Consider the following 18,393-nt stretch of genomic DNA (forward strand, 5'->3'; position numbering starts at 1 on the left):
TCACGCGCCCCCTTTCTGGACGAGTTCATCCAAGAGCTTCTCCGTAAACAGGTTGCCGCGACCCAGCTGGCCGGCAGGATCGAGCTGGAGTTTGAGGCGCGCCGACTCGACCATGGCCTCGTGGCCGTACATCGTCTCCAAGAAGCCCGCCTTGATCTTGCCGACGCCGTGTTCGGCAGAAACGGCACCGCCCATGGCCGTGACCTCGGAAGCCCACTGGGCAAAGAGCTCTCCACCACGACGGTAGTCTTGCGCATCGCGCGGCAGGATGTTCACATGCAGATGGTTGTTCCCGATGTGTCCCCAGGCAGCAGACTCAAGCCCGCTTTCGGCCAGCGTGCGGCGATAGAGGGCCACGACATCGGCAAGGCGTGCATTGGGCACCGACATATCCGATCCCAGCTTGGTAATGGTGGGGTCGGTGCGGCGACGCTCGTCGATGAGCATGTTGACGCTCTCGGGCACCGCGTGGCGGAAGAACCGCTGGCACTCGCGATCGACTTCGGTGCGGGCGACCCATGTCGCATCGTCGCGGCCGCCCGCAAGCTCCAGCACCCATCCCAAGTGGTACAGCTCCTCGGTCGCCTGCGCCTCGTCATCGCAATCGAGCTCCACGTAGACACAGACCTTTGCCTCGTCGTCGAGCGCCGGCAGCGAGGCAAACGCCGTCGACTGCTCGCGCTGGCGACGTAGAATATCCAGGGCGCCAGCATCGAAGTACTCGATGGCAGCCGCATGGGACAGGACAGGGCGCACGGAATCGGTAAAGGACACCGCCTTGTCCTCGCTATCGAAAAAGCAACTCACACCCCAAACGACCGCAGGCGCCGCCTGCAGGGCAATCTCGAGCTCGGTGATAACGCCGAGCGTGCCGCACGCGCCGATAAAGAGGTCGATGGCGTCCATATCGTCCGCAACGAAATAGCCTGAGGCATTTTTTGTCTCGGGCATGGTATAGCCGGGAAGATCGAGCTCGAGCGTACGGCCCTCTGCCGTCACGAGCGACAGGTGGCGGCCCTGGGCAAAAGCCTCGCCGCGCTGAAGCTCAAGCAAATCGCCATCAGCCAGCGCGACGTGGAGTCCCGTGATATGCGGGCGCATGGGGCCGTAAGCGTAGCTGCGGGCGCCGGAGGCGTTGCATGCCGCCATGCCACCCAGACAGGCAGATGCCTCGGCGGGATCGGTGGGAAAGAACTGCTCGGGGGACTCTTGGAACTCCTCGTAGGCCTCAAGCGATGCCTGGTCCCAACCAGCGGTCGGCAGTACCTTCTTGCTCAGCTGCTTACGCAGCTCCGAGAGCACAACGCCCGGCTCCACGCGCAGCAGAAATTGGCCTTGTTCATCGCGGCGAAGGCCCAAGTAGCGATTCATACGGGAAGTATTGAGGATATGCCCACCGTGGGGCACGGCACCGGCGGCAAGGCCGGTTCGGGCGCCCTGAACCGTTACCGGGACACGCTCGGCATGGAGCGTTTCCAAAATGGCACGGACCTCGTCTTCCGTTGTCGGAAACGAGATGCTCGATGCTTCGCCCGATGCACGAGATTCATCGCGGCCATACTCTTCGAACTCATCGGTGAAGGGTTTAATGGTTGCAGACACGCGAACTCCCCCTTTAGCTAACTACAGTGTTTGCAGGGAGATGTTACCGCATCGTTTCGTCGACGTGTTCGAGACCGTCTCCATAATTGGCGATTTTTACGTTTGTGCAATTCGGCGAACGGCAAGGCTTCCTCGGCAGACGATGCTTTTGACACATATCGCCCCGCCGTCGCCGACCGCTCGATTGTCGCTCGAAAAAAGTTGAAGTAATTTTTTCCACCTTTTACCTGCGGAGATGTCAATCCGTCAAGCATTTGGTCAGAAATTGGTCAAGTAGCGGCTGATACGGTCGGCGTCGACAGCCAAAACCGATAGAAGTTTTGGCCCCAGAAGCAGGGAGGTTCCCATGGCATATTACTGGCCCCAGTACGGCGTCGCCATCGAGGTCGACGACGATCCCTATCTCCTGCCTTTCGACGAAGAGGCGTTCCCCGATACGGCGGTCTACCACGTCACCACCGATGTTATCTGCGACCCCGAGTCGTTCTCGGCGCTCGCCCACCACATCGCGCGTATCCACGACATCGAGCTCCCTCACGACTTTGACGAGCTCATCTACTCGCGCCGCCTGATGCTTCACATGCTCTTTGGAGCGGACCCGTCCACGTTCGCACGTGTCTACACCACCAAGGACGCCGCATGAGTGCGAAGAAGCCGCCCCGCCTCGCAGGACTGGGGCGTCGCAAGAAACTCGTCGTTGTCTGTCTGGCTATCGTCTGCGCCCTTGTCGCCGTAGGACTATACGCCTGGCAGTCGCAGCCCGTGCCCGAAGCGGGCGCCTCAGTCACGACGGCAGAGGGTAAATCGCGACAAGAAATCCAAGATGAGCTCGATGCCATCGTCCGCGACAACATGATGACGATTTCGGTCGCGCCGGTCGCTCAGCTACAGGAGGACGGCAAGCTGCGCGTCAACGTGCAAAACGTCCAAGACAATAAATTTCCCCAGCGATTCCGCGTCATCCAAAACGACGAGACCATGTACGAATCCGGTGTGGTCGAGACCGGCAAGACAATCGAGACGTGCCCCGCCGGCGACATCAAAGAAGGCGAGGCATACATCGAGATCCAGGCACTCGATGCCAAGACCCTCGACAGCCACGGCAATCCGACACGTGTCAAGGTACGGGTTGAGCAAGCCGAGAACTAGCTTTTTCGGCCGACGCGACACCGCACGCAATTCACCAGCATTCGTCCAATCATCGCGGGGACGGCCCGCGGCGAATAGAAAGGAACGACCATGGACATCACCAGGAACATGAACGGAGCCAGAGCGCTCGTCGTGGGCGCAGGGCTCGCGCTCGCGCTCGCAATGGGCGCCGCCCCGACGCCAGCTCTGGCAGCCGGGCGCGTTGGAACCACGAAAGTAATGGTCAGGACCGAGATCGACAACGTAGAGTTCAAAGTTCCGACGGTTATTCCCTTCGTCGCCAAGGCCGACGGCACGCTTCAGGGCCCCTCAGAAGACGCGACCACCATCGACAATCATTCGGCCTACGGCATCCATGTCACCAACATGAAGATCGACGCCATGAACACCTGGACCATTGCCGCCGACGCCAAGGCCGGAACCGCGCAGAATTCCATCGACTTTAAGGTCGGCCCCGACGGCGCACTCCAGAACGCCAGCGCCGCAATGCAGGAGACGGGCCTCGATCTTTCCAAGAATGCAGCCTTCGACATGGGCTACCAGGGCATTGCCGGCGGCACGGACAAAATTAAGCTCAAGACAAGCGGAAACGTCGCCCGCGTCACGCGCGACATCTTCCGCGTAACCGGCGAAGGCGATCAGGTTGCAACGATCACCTGGACGGTCGAGCCCGGTGCGCACACGGCATAAGGCCGTCGCCCTGGCCGCCGTCAGTATCCTAGCGTTTGGGCCAGCCATGGCCTTTGCCCAGCAAGAACAGGCGCAGGCCGCCACGCAAGTGACGGTCGACCTCTCGGAGCTCGACCGCGGCAACTGCAAGGAACCGTTGGCACAGACAGACGACAGACGATGGCTCTTGGCAGCAGGCGCCACGGCAGCAGGTGCGGGAACCGCCGGCCTCGGTCTGCACATCAAACGCAGCCAGAAACGAAACACGGACAGGCCGCACTAAATTAGCTAAGGAGACCCCATGGCATCGAAGAACCTTTTGCCCGTCGTCGCACTCTGCGGCGCGCTCGCAACCGGAACGCCTGTCGCCGCTTGGGCGACTCCCGTCATGGCAGACTCCTTACCAGCAGCCCTAAGCTCCGCACCAAATCCGTCGAGCGCCATTGCGTGCAAGCGTTTTTCGTTCGCACAGGCCGCAATCTCAACCTCGGGATGCCTTCGTCGTAATACGGACGGCTCGATAGTCGTGGATATCAATCGTTCGAACAAGGCAAACGGCTCCCAGGCGGGGTGCGCCGTCTGCACATGGCGCTCGATTGTGCTCGATGCAGATGGCGATCCGTGCGATTTGGGGTTGCGCATCGATATCGCTTCGGTCGATGACTCGGCGAACGGAGCGAAGGTCGCCTTCGACGGTGCGTTTTTCGAGAAAGGAGGCGGTATATGTCTGGGCTGCGCCGCCGCGAATGCAGACGATGTGCAGCCCACCCTCTCATTCACGGCATCGCTGCGGCTGACCAAGGCGGGCACCGATGCCATCGCGGCGGGAGAAGCATCCCTGCTGTTCTACGCCGCCAGTACCGAAGACACAGACATTCATTTCGAGAAGCCGGCCGGATCGCTCAGCCTTACGCGCGGGACGGAGGCAGGCCCTATTGCGATCGATACCCACACGCTAGGCAGGCAACGCATTCTTGCCGACCCGGCGCTTCTCGAGATGGAGTGGAACGGATCCGGAGCCATCGGGATTGTCCCCTCCGCGCTTGACGCCAAGACGCTCCCCTCAAACGACGAACCCATCAACGCAACCATACAAGAAGAGAGCACGGACAAAGAAGCAGGTGCGGGCGACACGCCGTCGCCGACAAACAGCGTCCCAGCTTCTTTCGAAGCACCGAATGAGCCCGCTACCGATCCAAACGATCCCGAGCTCGCGGACAGTCTGGGACTTGCTGATCCTCAGGAGATCGATGAAGGTAACTGCTGCGTGCTTGCCGCCCTCGACCACACAGAGGTCATCGATGCTGCAAACATCGAAGTTGCCGCCGCCAATCAGCCCGTCCGCAAGTCGGCCATCATCGCATTTCCCGAATCCATCGAAGTCGTCTTTTTGCCATCGGGCGAGGTCGTGGCCCCAACACTGCTCACCTTGTTGGGCGCCAAGAATACTCGAAACGAAATTAAAAAGGTCACGGTTGTCGACCCTGCAACCACCGCTAAACTGCGTCTATACGCCGTTGCCCCAGACGGAGGCAAGACCTTGGAATTCGATGGCGACACACTTCTAGCCTGGCGACGTCTGGACATTATGCAAGACGTCTCGTATCAGATCGAACTCGAAGGGTTTGATCGTGCCCGCGATGCCAATATCATCGCCGCGGCTATTGAATCCCCGCAGCGGCTTATGACACTGCGCTTTGACTACTACCCCTATGTCCCGACAACCACCTGAGGCTTAAATGCTGCGCATCATTCCTAATACCACTTATATAACGTATTAGATGAGTCGCGATGTGCCTCGCATTTCGTTCTGCTACGATTGCCACGTTGGCATCAATACAGGAGGGCTCATGCCGGGCTTGGGAACAATCATCAACGTTGCGCTTTTAGTTGCGGGCGGTCTTTTGGGATTAGCGGGCGGCCGCTTCATTACACCGCGCATCCAAGACACGCTCATGAAAGCATCGGGGCTGTGCGTCCTGTTTATCGGCCTGGGCGGCACCATGCAAAAGATGCTCATCATCGATGGAAAGGCGCTAGCGACCACCGGTACCACCATGCTCATCGTCTCATTTGCGCTCGGTTCGCTCATCGGCGAGGCCATCAACTTGGAGGCCGCCATCGAGAACCTTGGCGAATGGCTCAAGCGCAAGACTGGCAGTGAGGGCGATAACGAGTTCACCAACGCTTTTGTCTCGACTTCACTCACCGTGTGCATCGGCGCCATGGCCATTGTGGGATCGATCCAGGACGGCCTGCTCGGCGACTGGTCAACGCTTGCCCTCAAGGGCGCACTGGACTGCATCATCGTCTGCACCATGACGGCCTCGCTTGGCCGCGGCTGCATCTTCTCCGCCCTGCCCGTCGCCGTGTTCCAGGGGACGATCACGTTGTTTGCCGGCGCGCTCTCCCCCATCATGACCACAGCAGCCCTCAACAGCCTTTCGCTCGTAGGCTCCATGCTCATCTTCTGCGTCGGCGTCAACCTCATCCGTCCTCAGACCTTCCGCACGGCCAATATGCTTCCCTCCGTCGTCATCGCCGTCATATACGCCCTCCTGTTCTAAATCTAGCAACGCAGCGGTATCTCGAACATCTGTTTGATGCTGTGCTATGATATGAGGTCACCGTAGCTGCGTTCGAGAGGAGGAGCGGTGGCCGACCAGGACATCAAGATGCTCATCGAGCGCATTATGGCCGAGGCCCGGACCCATCAGTCCGCCCGCTTCTCAAACGAAACCTACGCAGACGAGCCGATTCTCAAAACCGGCCGACAGATGCAGAATTTCCTCCCCGACCAGTACCGTAAAATGCGCGAGATATCGCGCTGGCAGGATGACCCCAAGGGCGGTGCGGGCCGCTGGCTTTCGGAAGCCGAGCTTTTTTACCGCCAGGGCCTGCTGATGGCCGACTTTGAGGACGACTGTCCCTACAACGGCACCTTTAAGTCGTACTTTCCCACCTACAACGCCATGAGCGACCGGCAACTGCGCGGCTACTTTACCTGGCGTGCCCAAGTGCGCCGCGGAACCGTCGAGGAAACGTCTACGTCCTTTGCCTTTCTGTATCTCTATGAGCTGATCTGCGGCATTGGCGTAGATAATCCACTCGATGGTTTTAACAAGATCAAGGCTTTTTGGGATGTCTATCGCGCCTTCGAGCCCGGCATCGACCGGTTTGCGCGCGTGTGGCTGCAAGATTACGCCGTGTTCCACGGGCTCGACCCCAAGCTGCTTCGCGACTCTAAAACCGTCATGTTCGATAACGCCCTTATCGAACTGCGGCGCGCGGCACGAGACCTTGTACCGGCACCGTCCGGCCAGACCCCTAAGCGTCGCAAAACCTCCGAGCCCACGCTCCCCCTTCCGCCCGATGAGGTGCGCGAGGAGCGACTCATGGCCGCCATCAACGCCCTCTCCACGTACAACCTAAGTAGCTCGCGGCTCGACCGCAGCCACCACCGTGATCTGCGCCACGTGGCGTGCGCCGTGTATGTCCGCATGGCGCGCTACTATGACACGCACCGAAAGACCGGCATCGTGGCAAGTTTATTTGGGGAGGAGACGGCCATGCCCTACACCATGTTTGCCTCGGCCGTATTCTTTGCGCCCGAGCGCCACGAGGACTGCGAATACCGTCTGGACCCCATCCATATCTACCGTTGCCAAAACGGTTTTTGGGAATGCATGCGGATTCACGGTAGCAGGCAAAAGAGCAGCAAGCTCGGTGAAATGATGCGCGCCTGCGACCAACGCCTGCGCCTGGCGCTGGACCCCGCCCATCCCCTTAAGGAAGAAAAGGTCCCCAAATATCTGGCCAAGATTATCGATGACGAGATTGTGGCATGGCTTTCGTGGGACGCCGCACACCAGCCCGTCAAGATCGATATCGATTTGAGCCAGCTGGGGCACATTCGGAGCGCTGCCGCACAAACGCGCGAAGCGCTTTTGATCGACGAGGAACGCGAGGACGGCACGCTTGCGGATGCCGAGGTGACAGTTGCCGAACGACGGGAAGCCAAGCCCGTGGCCGGCACGATCGCCGAACCAGTCGCGACGACCATGCAGCAGGACGAGGCTAGCGAGCCGACCATCTCCACCGAGCAGTTTGGCGTCGTGGCCCCGCTCCTCGCACCAGCACCCACGTCCGCTGACACCGCGTCCGCACTCGATCCCGCCGCAGACGCCTATCTTCGAGCACTACTCGAGCAAAACGCAGCGCAGACGGCATCGGCGGTGGCGCAGTCGGGCAAGAGTGAGGACATGCTTGTCGATACCATCAACGAGGCGCTCTTTGACCTGGTGGGAGACACCGTTATCGAATTCGGCGCGGCAGGGCCGCAGATTATCGAGGACTACGAAGCAGACGTGAGAGGATACCTAGACCATGAGTGATACCGCATCCGCAGCACCCCGCGTGCCCAAGCGCGTCGCTGCCGTCATTCTCAACTCGCTCAAGGGCGGCGTGGTCCCGCGCATCGGCCTTCCTTACATCACCGTAGGGCGCGAGGTCGAGATCCGCGCCCTGCTCACCGATTTAAGTCTCATCGCCGATGGCGGCGCGAGCTTCCGCTTTTTAGTCGGTCGCTACGGCGCCGGTAAGAGCTTTTTGCTCCAGACCATCCGCACGCACGCCATGGGCGAGGGATTCGTCGTCGCCGATGCCGACTTGTCGCCCGAGCGACGCCTGCAGGGCGGTCAGGGGCAGGGCCTTGCCACCTACCGCGAGCTCATCCGCAATATATCGACCAAGACGCGCCCCGAGGGCGGTGCGCTCAACCTTATTCTGGATCGCTGGGTCGCCTCGTGTGCCAACGTCGACGAGTCGGTCGTCAATGCCCAACTGACCCCGCTCGAGGAGATGGTCCACGGCTTCGACTTCACCCGCATGCTTCGCCGCTATCGCACGGCCGTATCCGAGGGCGACGAAGAGGCCATGAGCCGCGTGACCAAATGGATCCGCGGCGAATACCGCACCAAGAGCGAGGCTCGCGCCGAACTGGGGTCCTCAACCATCATCAGCGACGATGACTGGTACGACTACGTCAAACTCATCGCGCGTTTTTTGGTTTGCAGCGGCTACAAGGGCATGCTGGTGCTCATCGACGAGCTCGTGAATCTGTATAAGATTCCCAACGCCATCACGCGCCAGTACAACTACGAGAAGATCCTGACCATGTACAACGACACACTTCAGGGCAAGGCGCAGTACCTGGGCATGATCATGGGCGGCACGCCGACCTCCATCGAGGACCGCCGCCGCGGTGTGTTTTCCTACGAGGCCCTACGCAGCCGACTCGCCCAGGGCCGCTTTGCGCGCGAGGACCTTAAGGACATGCTTGCGCCCATCATCCGCCTGCAACCACTCACCTACGAGGAGTTGCTGGTGCTGATCGAAAAACTCATGCAAATTCACGCCGGCTACTTTGGCTGGACGCCCACGCTGACCGAAAACGACTTGGTTGACTTCCTCAAGATTGAGTTCGGTCGTGTGGGAGCCGACACGCACCTGACGCCGCGCGAGGTCATTCGTGACTTTATCGAGTTGCTCGACATCCTATGCCAAAACCCCGACGCCAACGTGGCCGAGCTGCTGCAAAGCGTCGGCGGCGACACGCTAGCGCCGGCGACCGCAACAGGCGACACCGATACCGCAGGCGGCGACCGCAATTTCGCCGAGTTCACCATCTAACCTGCCAAAAATGGACAGGTTTATTTTGGTAGGTTTTATCTGGGCGAACGTTGAAGCAGTAATGCAGCAAGCCGTTGCCAGCCGCGTTGAGAGATTCGTTGTTGAAAGGAGGCCCCGTGAACGCCTTTGACCGCTACGCCCCGTTTATCCAAGACTTCATCTACTCCCACGATTGGGAGAGCTTGCGCTCTATCCAGGTTGCGGCGGCAGATTCCATCTTCAACACACAGGACAATGTGCTCCTGACGGCATCCACGGCTTCCGGCAAAACCGAGGCAGCCTTCTTTCCCATCCTGACCGAGTTTTGGGAGAACCCGCCCGCAAGCGTGGGCGCCCTCTACATTGGCCCCCTCAAGGCGCTCATCAACGACCAATTCGTCCGCCTCAACGACCTGTGCGAAGAAGCCGATATCCCCGTCTGGCACTGGCATGGCGATGTCTCGCAATCACACAAGGCCAAACTCATCAAAAAACCGAGCGGCATCCTACAGATTACGCCCGAGTCGCTCGAGGCGCTCCTGATCCATAAGCACATGGCGATCCCTCGTATGTTTTGCGACCTGCGCTATGTGGTTATCGACGAAGTCCATTCGCTCATGCGCGGCGACCGCGGCGGGCAGACGCTCTGTCTTATCGAGCGCCTCTCACGCATGGCAGGCGTGCAGCCCCGCCGCATTGGCCTTTCGGCCACCATCGGCGACCCCGAGCGCACGGGCGCCTTTCTCTCGCAGGGAACGGGGCGCGACTGCGTTATCCCCCGCTTTGAGGAACCGCGCCGCGTGTGGCGCATCTCCATGGAGCACTTCTACAACTCGGGCCCCCAGGCTCAGCAACGAGGATTCGTAGGCACAGGTCCACAAGAAGCCGAGGTGCTTGCTTGCGAGCGTATTGAGACGGCGGCGCCCGCGGCGCTGCCCGCATCCGGACAAGACATGTGCCACAGCGGACAGCTTACACAGGAAGAACACCGTCAACGTCGTGAGCAGGCGCGGGGCAAGGCCGCTCCCAAAGACCGTCGCACTTCCTCGGCCCCCGAGGGCGAAGTCGACATCCCACGAGCGACCGAGCAGGCGCTTCTCAACCCCACCGACACGGCGCCCGACAACGCCGACCCCGGCATGGGCTATATCTTTGAGCATACGCGCGGCCGCAAATGCCTGGTCTTTGCCAACTCGCGCGAGGAGGCAGAGGCCGTGTGCTCCATGCTGCGCAGCTACTGCGAGAGCCGGCACGAGCCCGACCGTTTTCTCATCCATCACGGCAATCTTTCGGCATCGCTACGCGAGACGGCCGAGGAGCTCATGCGCGACGAGGAGCAGACGCAGACAACCGTCACCACCTCTACGTTGGAGCTCGGTATCGATATCGGCCGCCTGGAGCGCGCCTTCCAGATTGACGCGCCGTTTACCGTCAGCTCCTTTTTGCAGCGCATGGGGCGCACAGGCCGTCGCGATCTTCCGCCCGAGATGTGGTTTGTCATGCGCGAGGAAGAGCCCGAGCCGCGCGCGATGATGCCCGAAACCATTCCCTGGAAGCTCCTGCAGGGTATCGCGCTCGTACAACTCTATCGCGAGGAAAAGTGGGTCGAGCCACCCGAGCTCGATCGTCTCCCCTACAGTCTGCTCTATCACCAGACCATGTCGACCCTCGCCAGCACCGGAGAGCTCACGCCGGCCGAACTTGCCCAGCGCGTGCTCACGCTCAGCTATTTCCACCGTGTCTCGGCAGACGATTACCGTGTGCTGCTACGTCACCTCATTAAGATCGACCATATCCAGGTCACCGAGGGCGGTGGGCTCATCGTGGGTCTCGCGGGTGAGCGCATCATTAACAACTTTAAGTTCTACGCCGTATTCCAGGAAAACGAGGAGTTCACCGTTCGCAGCGAGTCGGCCGAGTTGGGCACGATCGTCAATCCGCCACCGCCCGGTGAGCGCATCGCCATCGCCGGACACTGCTGGATTGTCGAGGAAGTGGACTGGAGGCGCCACACCGTCTTTGCCACGCAGGTCAAGGGCCGGGTGCCGGCCTACTTTGGCGACTGCCCCGGCGACATCAATACACACGTACTCGAGCGCATGCGCAAGGCGCTCAACGAGCACGCGGCATATCCGTACCTTATGGGTAACGCACGGGCCCGCTTAGCACAGGCTCGTCATACGGCCGAGATTTCGGGTGCGGGAACCAAGCCGCTCATCAACCTGGGCGGCGATACCTGGGTGCTCTTCCCCTGGCTGGGCAGCTACGCCTTTTTGGCGCTCGAGCGCATGCTCAAGATTAAATGTGCCGCGGAGCTGGGCCTTCGCGGACTCGACTCGTCACGCCCGTACTTTATGCAGTTTAAGATGAAGGCCGACGAGGAGACGTTCTTTGAGGTGCTCGCCGCCGAGGCCGAGAAGGACTTCGATCCCATCGAGCTCGTCTATCCTGGCGAGGTGCCTTACTTTGACCGCTACGACGAGTTTGTTCCCGAAGAGCTCGTGCGCAAGGGCTTTGCCGAAGGCGTGCTCGACATAGAGGGCATGAAGCAGCGTGTCCGCAGCTGGTGCGACCACGCCTAGGACCAGTCTTTTTTTGGGACGGGGAGACTTACTTGTCGTGGAGGGCCGCGCCGAGGAAGTCAGCATCGAAGGGCACGGCTTCGGCAAAGGTGTAGTCGCCGTCGCTGGCGATGAGCAGGTAGTTCTCCTCGCCACCGAACTCCGCATCGCCACACGGGACCACCCAGGCATGGGCGAACACCTCGAGCGCCGTGGCTGCGCAATCGCGCAGGAACGTCACGTCGCTCCCCTCGTTCGCGCTCACGATATTGGCCGCATAGATACCGCCGGGGTTCAGGCTGCCCCGCACCAAACGCATCGCCTCAACCGTCGCCAGCTCGCGTACGGGCTCGGCACCGCCAAAGCAATCGCTCACGACCACGTCGTAGCGACGATGCCCCACGCTCGTCACGCCCAGGTACGAACGCGCCTCGGCGGTAATCACCCGCAGGCGATCGCCCGCCGTACGCTCCAGCTCGTCTAGGTAGAACCAACGACGCGCTAGACGTGTAATCTCGGCATCGTACTCAATGACGTCCATGCGCAAACTCTCATGCAACATCAGCGCGAACTTGGGATAGGCAAACCCGCCGCCGCCCAGCATAAGCATGCGGTCGATGCCATGACCATAAGCGTCACGCATTGCGCCCTCGGCCTCAAACACGTCGTCAAACGCACGATAGTACGCAAAGACGGGCTCCGCCCAACGTTCGCCAACGTAGCTTGCGCTTTGGTAGACGCCGCCTTGCACCAACACGCGAATCTCATCGCCGCCCTCATCGTGCACGCGTTTCACACGCGCCAACCCATTGCGGGTTCGCGCAACCTGCAGACAGGCAGCACGAACAGCGACGGCGGCCGCACCAAGCGCCGCGGCTCCCAGAGCAACGCCGGCAACGACGCCAGCAGAAACACTCGGCTTGTTCATTTAGAGCTCCTTTTGCAGATAAAGGCCATGATCGTAAAAACCCAAATGGCGATAGTACTCGCGCGTACCAATCGCGCTGATCACGTTGATGCGCGCATAGCCCGCGTCCCGAGCAATATGGCACGCACACTCCACCAGCGACCGTCCCAACCCATGGTGCTGGGCTGCCTGGCCTTGATCCCCCACGCGCGCCGCCATGCCATACACGTGCACCTCGCGAATCATCGCCTCGTCCGGCGTCGTCGGCAACTCGTCCGCATGCGCGGCAACAAATGCGCGATCGGGCAGCGACAGCCGCAAAAAGCCCGCAATCTTGCCCTGCGGCGTCACCCACTGCAAAAAGCGCTCGTGCGTCACCGGCGTCTCGTACGTCACTTCTTCGTCAAGGGTCAACTCGCCCAGGTCGGCACCCGCCGTGCTGATCTCGCGATAGCGAATCTCACGCACCGTCGCACCGTCACCCCGAGCAGCCAGGCGGTTCTCAACGAGCTGACGCAGGTTGGGCTTCTTGTTGCCCACCATAATGTCGTCGGAGCTAAAGTCGCGAATCATGCGGCTGATGCGGCAGAACGCCGGCGTCACCACGATGTCATCGGCCAGTACGTCGAGCAGCTCTTCCTCGGTATAGGGGCGCCACTCGCCACGCTCGTAACAGCCCACCAGGCGCGAACCCTCGATGAGCGCACACGGGTAGACCTTGACCTCGTCGGGCATAAAGGCGCCCTCGGTCATAAAGCGCTCGTAGTCGCGCTTGTCACCCTCGGGCGTGGCGCCCAGCAAGTTGAGCATAAAATGCGCATGGATCTTAAAGCCAAACAGGCGCGCAAGCGAAAACGCGCGCTCGATCTGCGCCACCGAAATGCGACGCTCGTTGATATCGAGCAGATGCTGGTCGAGGCTCTGGATGCCCATCTGGATCTTGGTACAGCCCAGACGACGGATGAGCGTGAGCGCCTGCGGCGTTACAGCATCGGGGCGCGTCTCGATAACGAGTCCCACCACGCGATGCTTCGCCGTCTCGTTGATGCGTTGCTGCTGCTCAAGCTCCTCCATCGTTGCCGCCTGCCACTCGGCGACCTCGCCCCACGGCGTGCCGGGGCCGTACAGACAACGCACCGCGCGGTTATAGCCGCCCACGGCAGCATCCACACGCCCCTGCTCGTCGGCAACGCCGGCAGCGAGCTTGGCCTCGTCTGTCGCAATGCCGGCAGCCCGATAGCGCTCGCGGCGCTCTGTTACCACCGGCGGCAGGGCATCGGCGGGAGCATCATCGAGCAGGCGCCCTGCCTCGGCACGGCTGATGCCCGGACGCGCCAACATGGGGTTTGCCGCCACGCCGGCGACGGCATCGTCATTGAGCGCACGGAAGAGCTCCGACATAAACCATGCCTGATACCCTTGCGGATAGTCGCTCCAGGTACCACCGAGCACGATGAGCTCTATCTTGTCGGTCGCATGCCCCATCTGCGAAAGCGCGGTCAGACGAGCGCTCACCTGCAGATACGGATCGAAGCAGTTTTGCTCCGCACGGGCACACGCCGGCTCAGCGTGCAGATAGCTCTTGGGCATGCGCAGATCGTTGGGACAAAATAGGCAATCGCCCGAGCATGGCCAGGGCTTGGTGATGACGGTAATGGTCGCCACGCCCGAAGCCGTGCGGCGCGGCTTCATGCGCAGCACCTGCAGCAGTTGGCGTTCCAGATCGGAATCGACATTCCACGCAGCCCACCGAGCCGGCTCCTCACGTTTAACCCGCTGGTAGAACGGCAGCAGACGGCGCTTGGCCAAATCACGTTTGTCGGCACCCTCACGGCGCGCCTCGGCATGTATCAGTTTGACGAGCGCTTTGTCATCCACGGTCTCGCCGCGACGCAGAGCCTCGAGTATGTTCAAGATAATCTGTTCCATGCCCCCATTGTAAAGGCAAAGGCGCCGGAGCCGATCTCGGCTTCGGCGCCTTCATCAAAGAGCATGCCTATATGCACCAATCTCCGAAAACCGCATGTCACTCCGGATCAAACGACATGTCACCCGAACCAACCTCAAAACGATACGTGGCAGACTTATCACCGTTGTCGAATTCAAGATTCAATATGGTCTCGCCATCGTAGCCAAGCGGAAGGAAACCGCTCTCGAAGTCGCCGCTGCCCACGGTGAGGCTCGCCGTAAAGCCCGTAGAGTTCGGAACCGTTATCTCCACATCGCCCGAGTCCACGCTTACGTCCATCGACTTCGCGGGGGCCTGGTAGAGCTCGAACGTCACATCGCCCGAACCGACCTCAGCACTGAGCGCATCAGTCACGCTGCCCGTAAACTCTACATCTCCCGCACCCAGGAAAAGGTCAAGACCATCACAGATGACACCGGCAATCTGCAGATCACCCGAGCCCACGTGTGCGTTGATCCCCTTCAGATGTTCGGCAACACGGCGTGGCAGCTCAACCGTAACCGAGCGGTCAATTGCCTTACCGTCATCACTTCCAGATCGGGAAACCTTGAGCGTCGAGTCCTCAACGGATGCGATGTTTTGCGTCGCGGCCTTGGAGGCATCCACGCCCTTGGCAACGCGTCCCCGCTCGATAACACGGACCTTGTTGTCATCAACAACCTTGACGTCCACCGTAGCCGCGGCGATATCGAAATCGAGGTAGCGAAATTGATCGGCATCAAAGGTCGCACTCGAAAGCTGCTGAGGCTGAGCGGAATATTTACCGCCATCGTTCATAAAATCGTCGTCGTCAACCACATCGTCCATACTGGACAAGCCGGATACAACATCGTCGAGATCCCACGGACCATCAAAATGAATCAATGTCCGCGAAATGCCAAAGACAAGCCCGATGATGAGCACAAACGCTCCGACGCCAACGCCCAAGCGCACCTTGGATTCATGCGAAAGCTTCATCATTCATCACCCTCTTTGGAAATCGGCTCAGCGGTGGCCGCGGTGGCCACGTCAGCGTCAACCGCAGCGGAAACATTCTGAGCCCTAGCTGCCACCGACGCCGAACCAACCTGGATATCCCCACGCGCCCAATCGCCATCAAGCGCACGCGCCACCCAGTGATAGATGGGGATTGTAAAGAAGATCAGTGCGGCAAAGGGGCCGGCACCAAACAGGAACATCAGCAAAAAGAACAGTAGCCAGCACACGGCCCAATACGGGAACGACTGAAACGGGCCCTTCACCGGAGTCGAGCCAACTGCGCCGCCACTCGTCACCTGCGCCGTAGCGGCATTGGCGGCCTGTGCACTCCAGCTTGCCGCTTGCGCCGCCTTGGCGGCGGCGTCACTCGCCTGTGTTGCCGCCTCGGTTGCGCGTGCCGCCGCCTCATGGGTACGGGCGCGCTCTGCCGCCTCGGCCTCGCGCTGACGGGCACGGTCCTCGTTCTCAAACTCGATATCGTCCTCGATCTCATCGCTCGGATTGAGTAGCTCGTCCAGGCTCACGCCATAGAGTTTGGCGAGCGAGATCAGGTTCTCGGTATCGGGCGAGCTCTCCGCGCGCTCCCATTTACTGACCGCCTGGCGCGACAGCCCCAGCTTTCGCGCCAGCCCTTCTTGGCTAAAACCCTTGCTGCGGCGAAGGTCGGCGAGCCGCTGCGCAGTTTCTACATTCATGGTTCCTCCTATGCGATGCCAGCCGTGCCGCCGGACCGTTTTTGTTCTTAAGGCGCCTTGCACAGTTAAAAATCTATCCGCCACCGCCAAAAGCATGCCACCTATTCTAGTGAGATTTTTGACAACCGGCGGTTGCGGGCATATATGAGCTGCGGAAATGTGTCCAAACAAAGCAATGACCCGCAGCTCGGTTGTCCCCGTTGCGGCGTTAACGGTAGTATGGTCGTACTGTTTATTCCGCACCGCCAACGGAGGGAGTTCCGCGCCGTGAACCGCGATTTCGCCTCATCGCTCATTCAGCTCAACAATACGTTCTATCGCGAGCACTCCGCCTCCTTCTCCGATACGCGCCAGGCACCGTGGCCCGGCTGGGTGCGCACTATGGACATAGCGCTCGAGCAGCTCGACGTCGCCACGATCGAGCATCCCGTCCGCGTCTTCGATCTTGCCTGTGGAAACATGCGATTCGAGAACTTTGCCGCCGGCGGCGCACTTGCCGCCAAGGGCGTCGATGGCGCAAACCCCTCGGCAGACGCCAGCTGCCCGTTTGAGTTCTATGGCGTCGACTCATGCCAGGACCTGGCCATCGATGCACGTGGCCACGCCCTGCGCATTCCCAACCTGCACTTCCAGGAACTCGATGTGCTCGACGCCCTCATGAAGCTCAACCCCGCCAAGACACCCGACGTGCTTTTCGACGCCCCGCTCGCCGACATCTCGGTCTGCTTTGGATTTATGCACCACGTGCCGTCGTGCGAGTACCGCGTACGCGTGCTCGACGCCCTGGTGCGCCAGACGCGCCCAGGCGGCATCATCGCCATCAGCTTTTGGGAGTTTATGAACGACGAGCGCATGGCGTGCAAGGCCGTTCGTGCCGAGGCCCGCGCCGAGCTCACCCCGCCGTTTGAGGGTTACGATTCCGCGCAGTTTGAAGCCGGCGACCATCTCATTGGCTGGCAAAACGACCGCCACGCCTACCGCTATTGCCATCACTTTGACGATCAGCAGATCACCGACCTGGTGCGCGGCGTCCGTACGTTCTACAAGAGCGGCGAGGTCCCCGTGCGCGAGCTTGAGCGCTTCCATGCCGACGGTCGCAGCGGCGAGCTCAACCGCTATGTGATTCTCAAGCGTCTGTAGGCATCGGCGACTCGCCGTCGAGCCGCACCGCGTCTTTCGGGCAAACCATGCCCACCCTTTTTTCAACCCATTGACGGAACGCGCAGCTATGCGTTCCATACTTATGACCAAGGAGCCTCATGGGAGCCGTCCACGTCCGCACGCCTAAGAACTTTGTGCTCGAAGAGCGCTTGGAGCGCTACGCCGATGCGATTGAGACGAACCCCGAGGCCTATGCCGGAGATTGGCGCGAGGCCTGTGCGCCCGCAGGCAGCAAGCCTTTCGAATACCTTCATCTGGATCTTGGTTGTGGCAAGGGAACGTACCTTGTAGAGCGCGCGGCCCGCGAGCCAAACACGTTCTTTATCGGCATGGACCAGGAGCCCATCTGCATCGCCTATGCCGCACAGAAAATCTGCGAGCAGGAGCTATCCAACGCACTCGTCCTGCCCCGAGGCGCCGCAACGTTGCCGCAGCTGTTTGCCGCAGGCGAGCTCGACGCCATAACCATCAACTTTCCCACGCCGCAGCCCAAGGCCAAGTACGCCAAAAAACGGCTCGTCCATGTCGACCATCTGATGCTCTACCGCCCGCTCTTTGCAGCCGGCGCCACCGTCACGCTGCGCACCGACAGCAAACCGCTGCGCGACTACGCCCTGGGGCAGATTGCCGCGGCCGGCTACGACACGCTTTGGGTAAGCGACGACGTCCGCCGCGACCATCCCGAGCATCCCGAGACCGAATACGAATGCCGCACGCGCGAGATGGGTGCCGTCGTCTATGGCATTTGCGCCACACCCGGCGCGCGGCCCACCGACGAACAGCTCACAGCGGGTCGCATGCAGGAGCAAAGTCTTGCTTGCTACCTGCCCGATAACCTCGATGAGCTCACCTACGTGCCCCTCGGCATGGAAGAGGCCGTCGAGAACTTTAGAAACCGCGCCCGTAAAGGCAAGAAGCGCCTGCCGCAAGAGTCCTAGGGGCTTTTGGCGGTCGCTACGCCAGCGAGCAAGCACAAATAGGCACCGATGAACGACCCTCAAACCTAAGTGAGTAGACTTTTTTGCAATAGCC

At 60.8% G+C, this 18,393-nt stretch carries 16 protein-coding genes; 11 read left to right on the forward strand and 5 right to left on the reverse strand.

Annotation, left to right across the window (positions count from 1 at the left end; all coding sequences use genetic code 11):
• Complete coding sequence (locus DW112_RS08705; protein ID WP_118328791.1) at positions 1-1,602, reverse strand: FAD-binding oxidoreductase; 1,602 nt, start codon at positions 1,600-1,602, stop codon at positions 1-3.
• Between the two features lie 346 nt (positions 1,603-1,948).
• Between DW112_RS08705 and DW112_RS08710 the strand changes: the two genes are divergently transcribed.
• The 9 genes from DW112_RS08710 to DW112_RS08750 all read left to right on the forward strand — a co-directional run bounded on the left by DW112_RS08710 (position 1,949) and on the right by DW112_RS08750 (position 11,672).
• On the forward strand, positions 1,949-2,245 hold the full coding sequence (locus tag DW112_RS08710; RefSeq protein WP_089573322.1) for a hypothetical protein: 297 nt from the start codon (positions 1,949-1,951) through the stop codon (positions 2,243-2,245).
• On the forward strand, positions 2,242-2,751 hold the full coding sequence (locus tag DW112_RS08715; RefSeq protein ID WP_117647479.1) for a hypothetical protein: 510 nt from the start codon (positions 2,242-2,244) through the stop codon (positions 2,749-2,751). The genes DW112_RS08710 and DW112_RS08715 overlap by 4 nt, the downstream gene beginning before the upstream one ends.
• A 90-nt stretch (positions 2,752-2,841) precedes the next feature.
• Positions 2,842-3,441 carry a hypothetical protein gene (locus DW112_RS08720; protein ID WP_089573324.1) on the forward strand — a complete coding sequence of 200 codons (600 nt, stop codon included), beginning with the start codon at positions 2,842-2,844 and terminating at the stop codon, positions 3,439-3,441.
• Entirely contained in the window at positions 3,425-3,703 is a 279-nt protein-coding gene (locus DW112_RS08725; RefSeq protein ID WP_117629647.1) for a hypothetical protein, read from the forward strand. Before DW112_RS08720 ends, DW112_RS08725 begins: the two co-directional genes overlap by 17 nt.
• Before the next feature lie 18 nt (positions 3,704-3,721).
• On the forward strand, positions 3,722-5,152 hold the full coding sequence (locus DW112_RS08730; protein ID WP_117629646.1) for a hypothetical protein: 1,431 nt from the start codon (positions 3,722-3,724) through the stop codon (positions 5,150-5,152).
• 118 nt (positions 5,153-5,270) lie between these two features.
• Complete coding sequence (locus DW112_RS08735) at positions 5,271-5,987, forward strand: DUF554 domain-containing protein (protein ID WP_172622415.1); 717 nt, start codon at positions 5,271-5,273, stop codon at positions 5,985-5,987.
• An 87-nt stretch (positions 5,988-6,074) separates the two neighbouring features.
• On the forward strand, positions 6,075-7,814 hold the full coding sequence (locus DW112_RS08740) for a TerB N-terminal domain-containing protein (protein ID WP_233505685.1): 1,740 nt from the start codon (positions 6,075-6,077) through the stop codon (positions 7,812-7,814).
• Entirely contained in the window at positions 7,807-9,111 is a 1,305-nt protein-coding gene (locus DW112_RS08745) for an ATP-binding protein (RefSeq protein ID WP_117797670.1), read from the forward strand. The genes DW112_RS08740 and DW112_RS08745 overlap by 8 nt, the downstream gene beginning before the upstream one ends.
• Positions 9,112-9,227: 116 nt before the next feature.
• A complete protein-coding gene (locus tag DW112_RS08750) occupies positions 9,228-11,672 on the forward strand; it encodes a DEAD/DEAH box helicase (protein WP_117797671.1) in 2,445 nt (814 codons plus the stop codon).
• Between the two features lie 28 nt (positions 11,673-11,700).
• Here DW112_RS08750 and DW112_RS08755 read toward each other — a convergent pair whose 3' ends face one another.
• From DW112_RS08755 to DW112_RS08770, 4 genes are all read right to left on the reverse strand, one after another.
• On the reverse strand, positions 11,701-12,579 hold the full coding sequence (locus DW112_RS08755; RefSeq protein ID WP_117797672.1) for a spermidine synthase: 879 nt from the start codon (positions 12,577-12,579) through the stop codon (positions 11,701-11,703).
• Positions 12,580-14,487, reverse strand: a complete 1,908-nt coding sequence (locus DW112_RS08760) for an elongator complex protein 3 (RefSeq protein WP_117797673.1) — start codon at positions 14,485-14,487, stop codon at positions 12,580-12,582. It lies immediately after the preceding gene.
• A gap of 97 nt (positions 14,488-14,584) precedes the next feature.
• Positions 14,585-15,484: a DUF4097 family beta strand repeat-containing protein gene (locus DW112_RS08765; RefSeq protein WP_158566190.1), complete on the reverse strand. Its 900-nt coding sequence runs from the start codon at positions 15,482-15,484 to the stop codon at positions 14,585-14,587.
• Positions 15,484-16,200 carry a helix-turn-helix domain-containing protein gene (locus DW112_RS08770; RefSeq protein WP_117797675.1) on the reverse strand — a complete coding sequence of 239 codons (717 nt, stop codon included), beginning with the start codon at positions 16,198-16,200 and terminating at the stop codon, positions 15,484-15,486. The genes DW112_RS08765 and DW112_RS08770 overlap by 1 nt, the downstream gene beginning before the upstream one ends.
• A gap of 267 nt (positions 16,201-16,467) precedes the next feature.
• Here DW112_RS08770 and DW112_RS08775 point away from each other — a divergent pair, with 267 nt between their 5' ends.
• Both DW112_RS08775 and DW112_RS08780 read left to right on the forward strand, forming a co-directional pair.
• Entirely contained in the window at positions 16,468-17,340 is an 873-nt protein-coding gene (locus tag DW112_RS08775; RefSeq protein WP_117640542.1) for a hypothetical protein, read from the forward strand.
• A gap of 119 nt (positions 17,341-17,459) precedes the next feature.
• The gene (locus tag DW112_RS08780; protein ID WP_117797676.1) at positions 17,460-18,299 is read left to right on the forward strand and encodes a tRNA (guanosine(46)-N(7))-methyltransferase TrmB; all 840 of its coding nucleotides are present in this window, start codon (positions 17,460-17,462) and stop codon (positions 18,297-18,299) included.
• Positions 18,300-18,393: the final 94 nt, after the last annotated feature.

The organism is Collinsella sp. AM09-41, assembly GCF_003473245.1.
Lineage (GTDB): Bacteria > Actinomycetota > Coriobacteriia > Coriobacteriales > Coriobacteriaceae > Collinsella.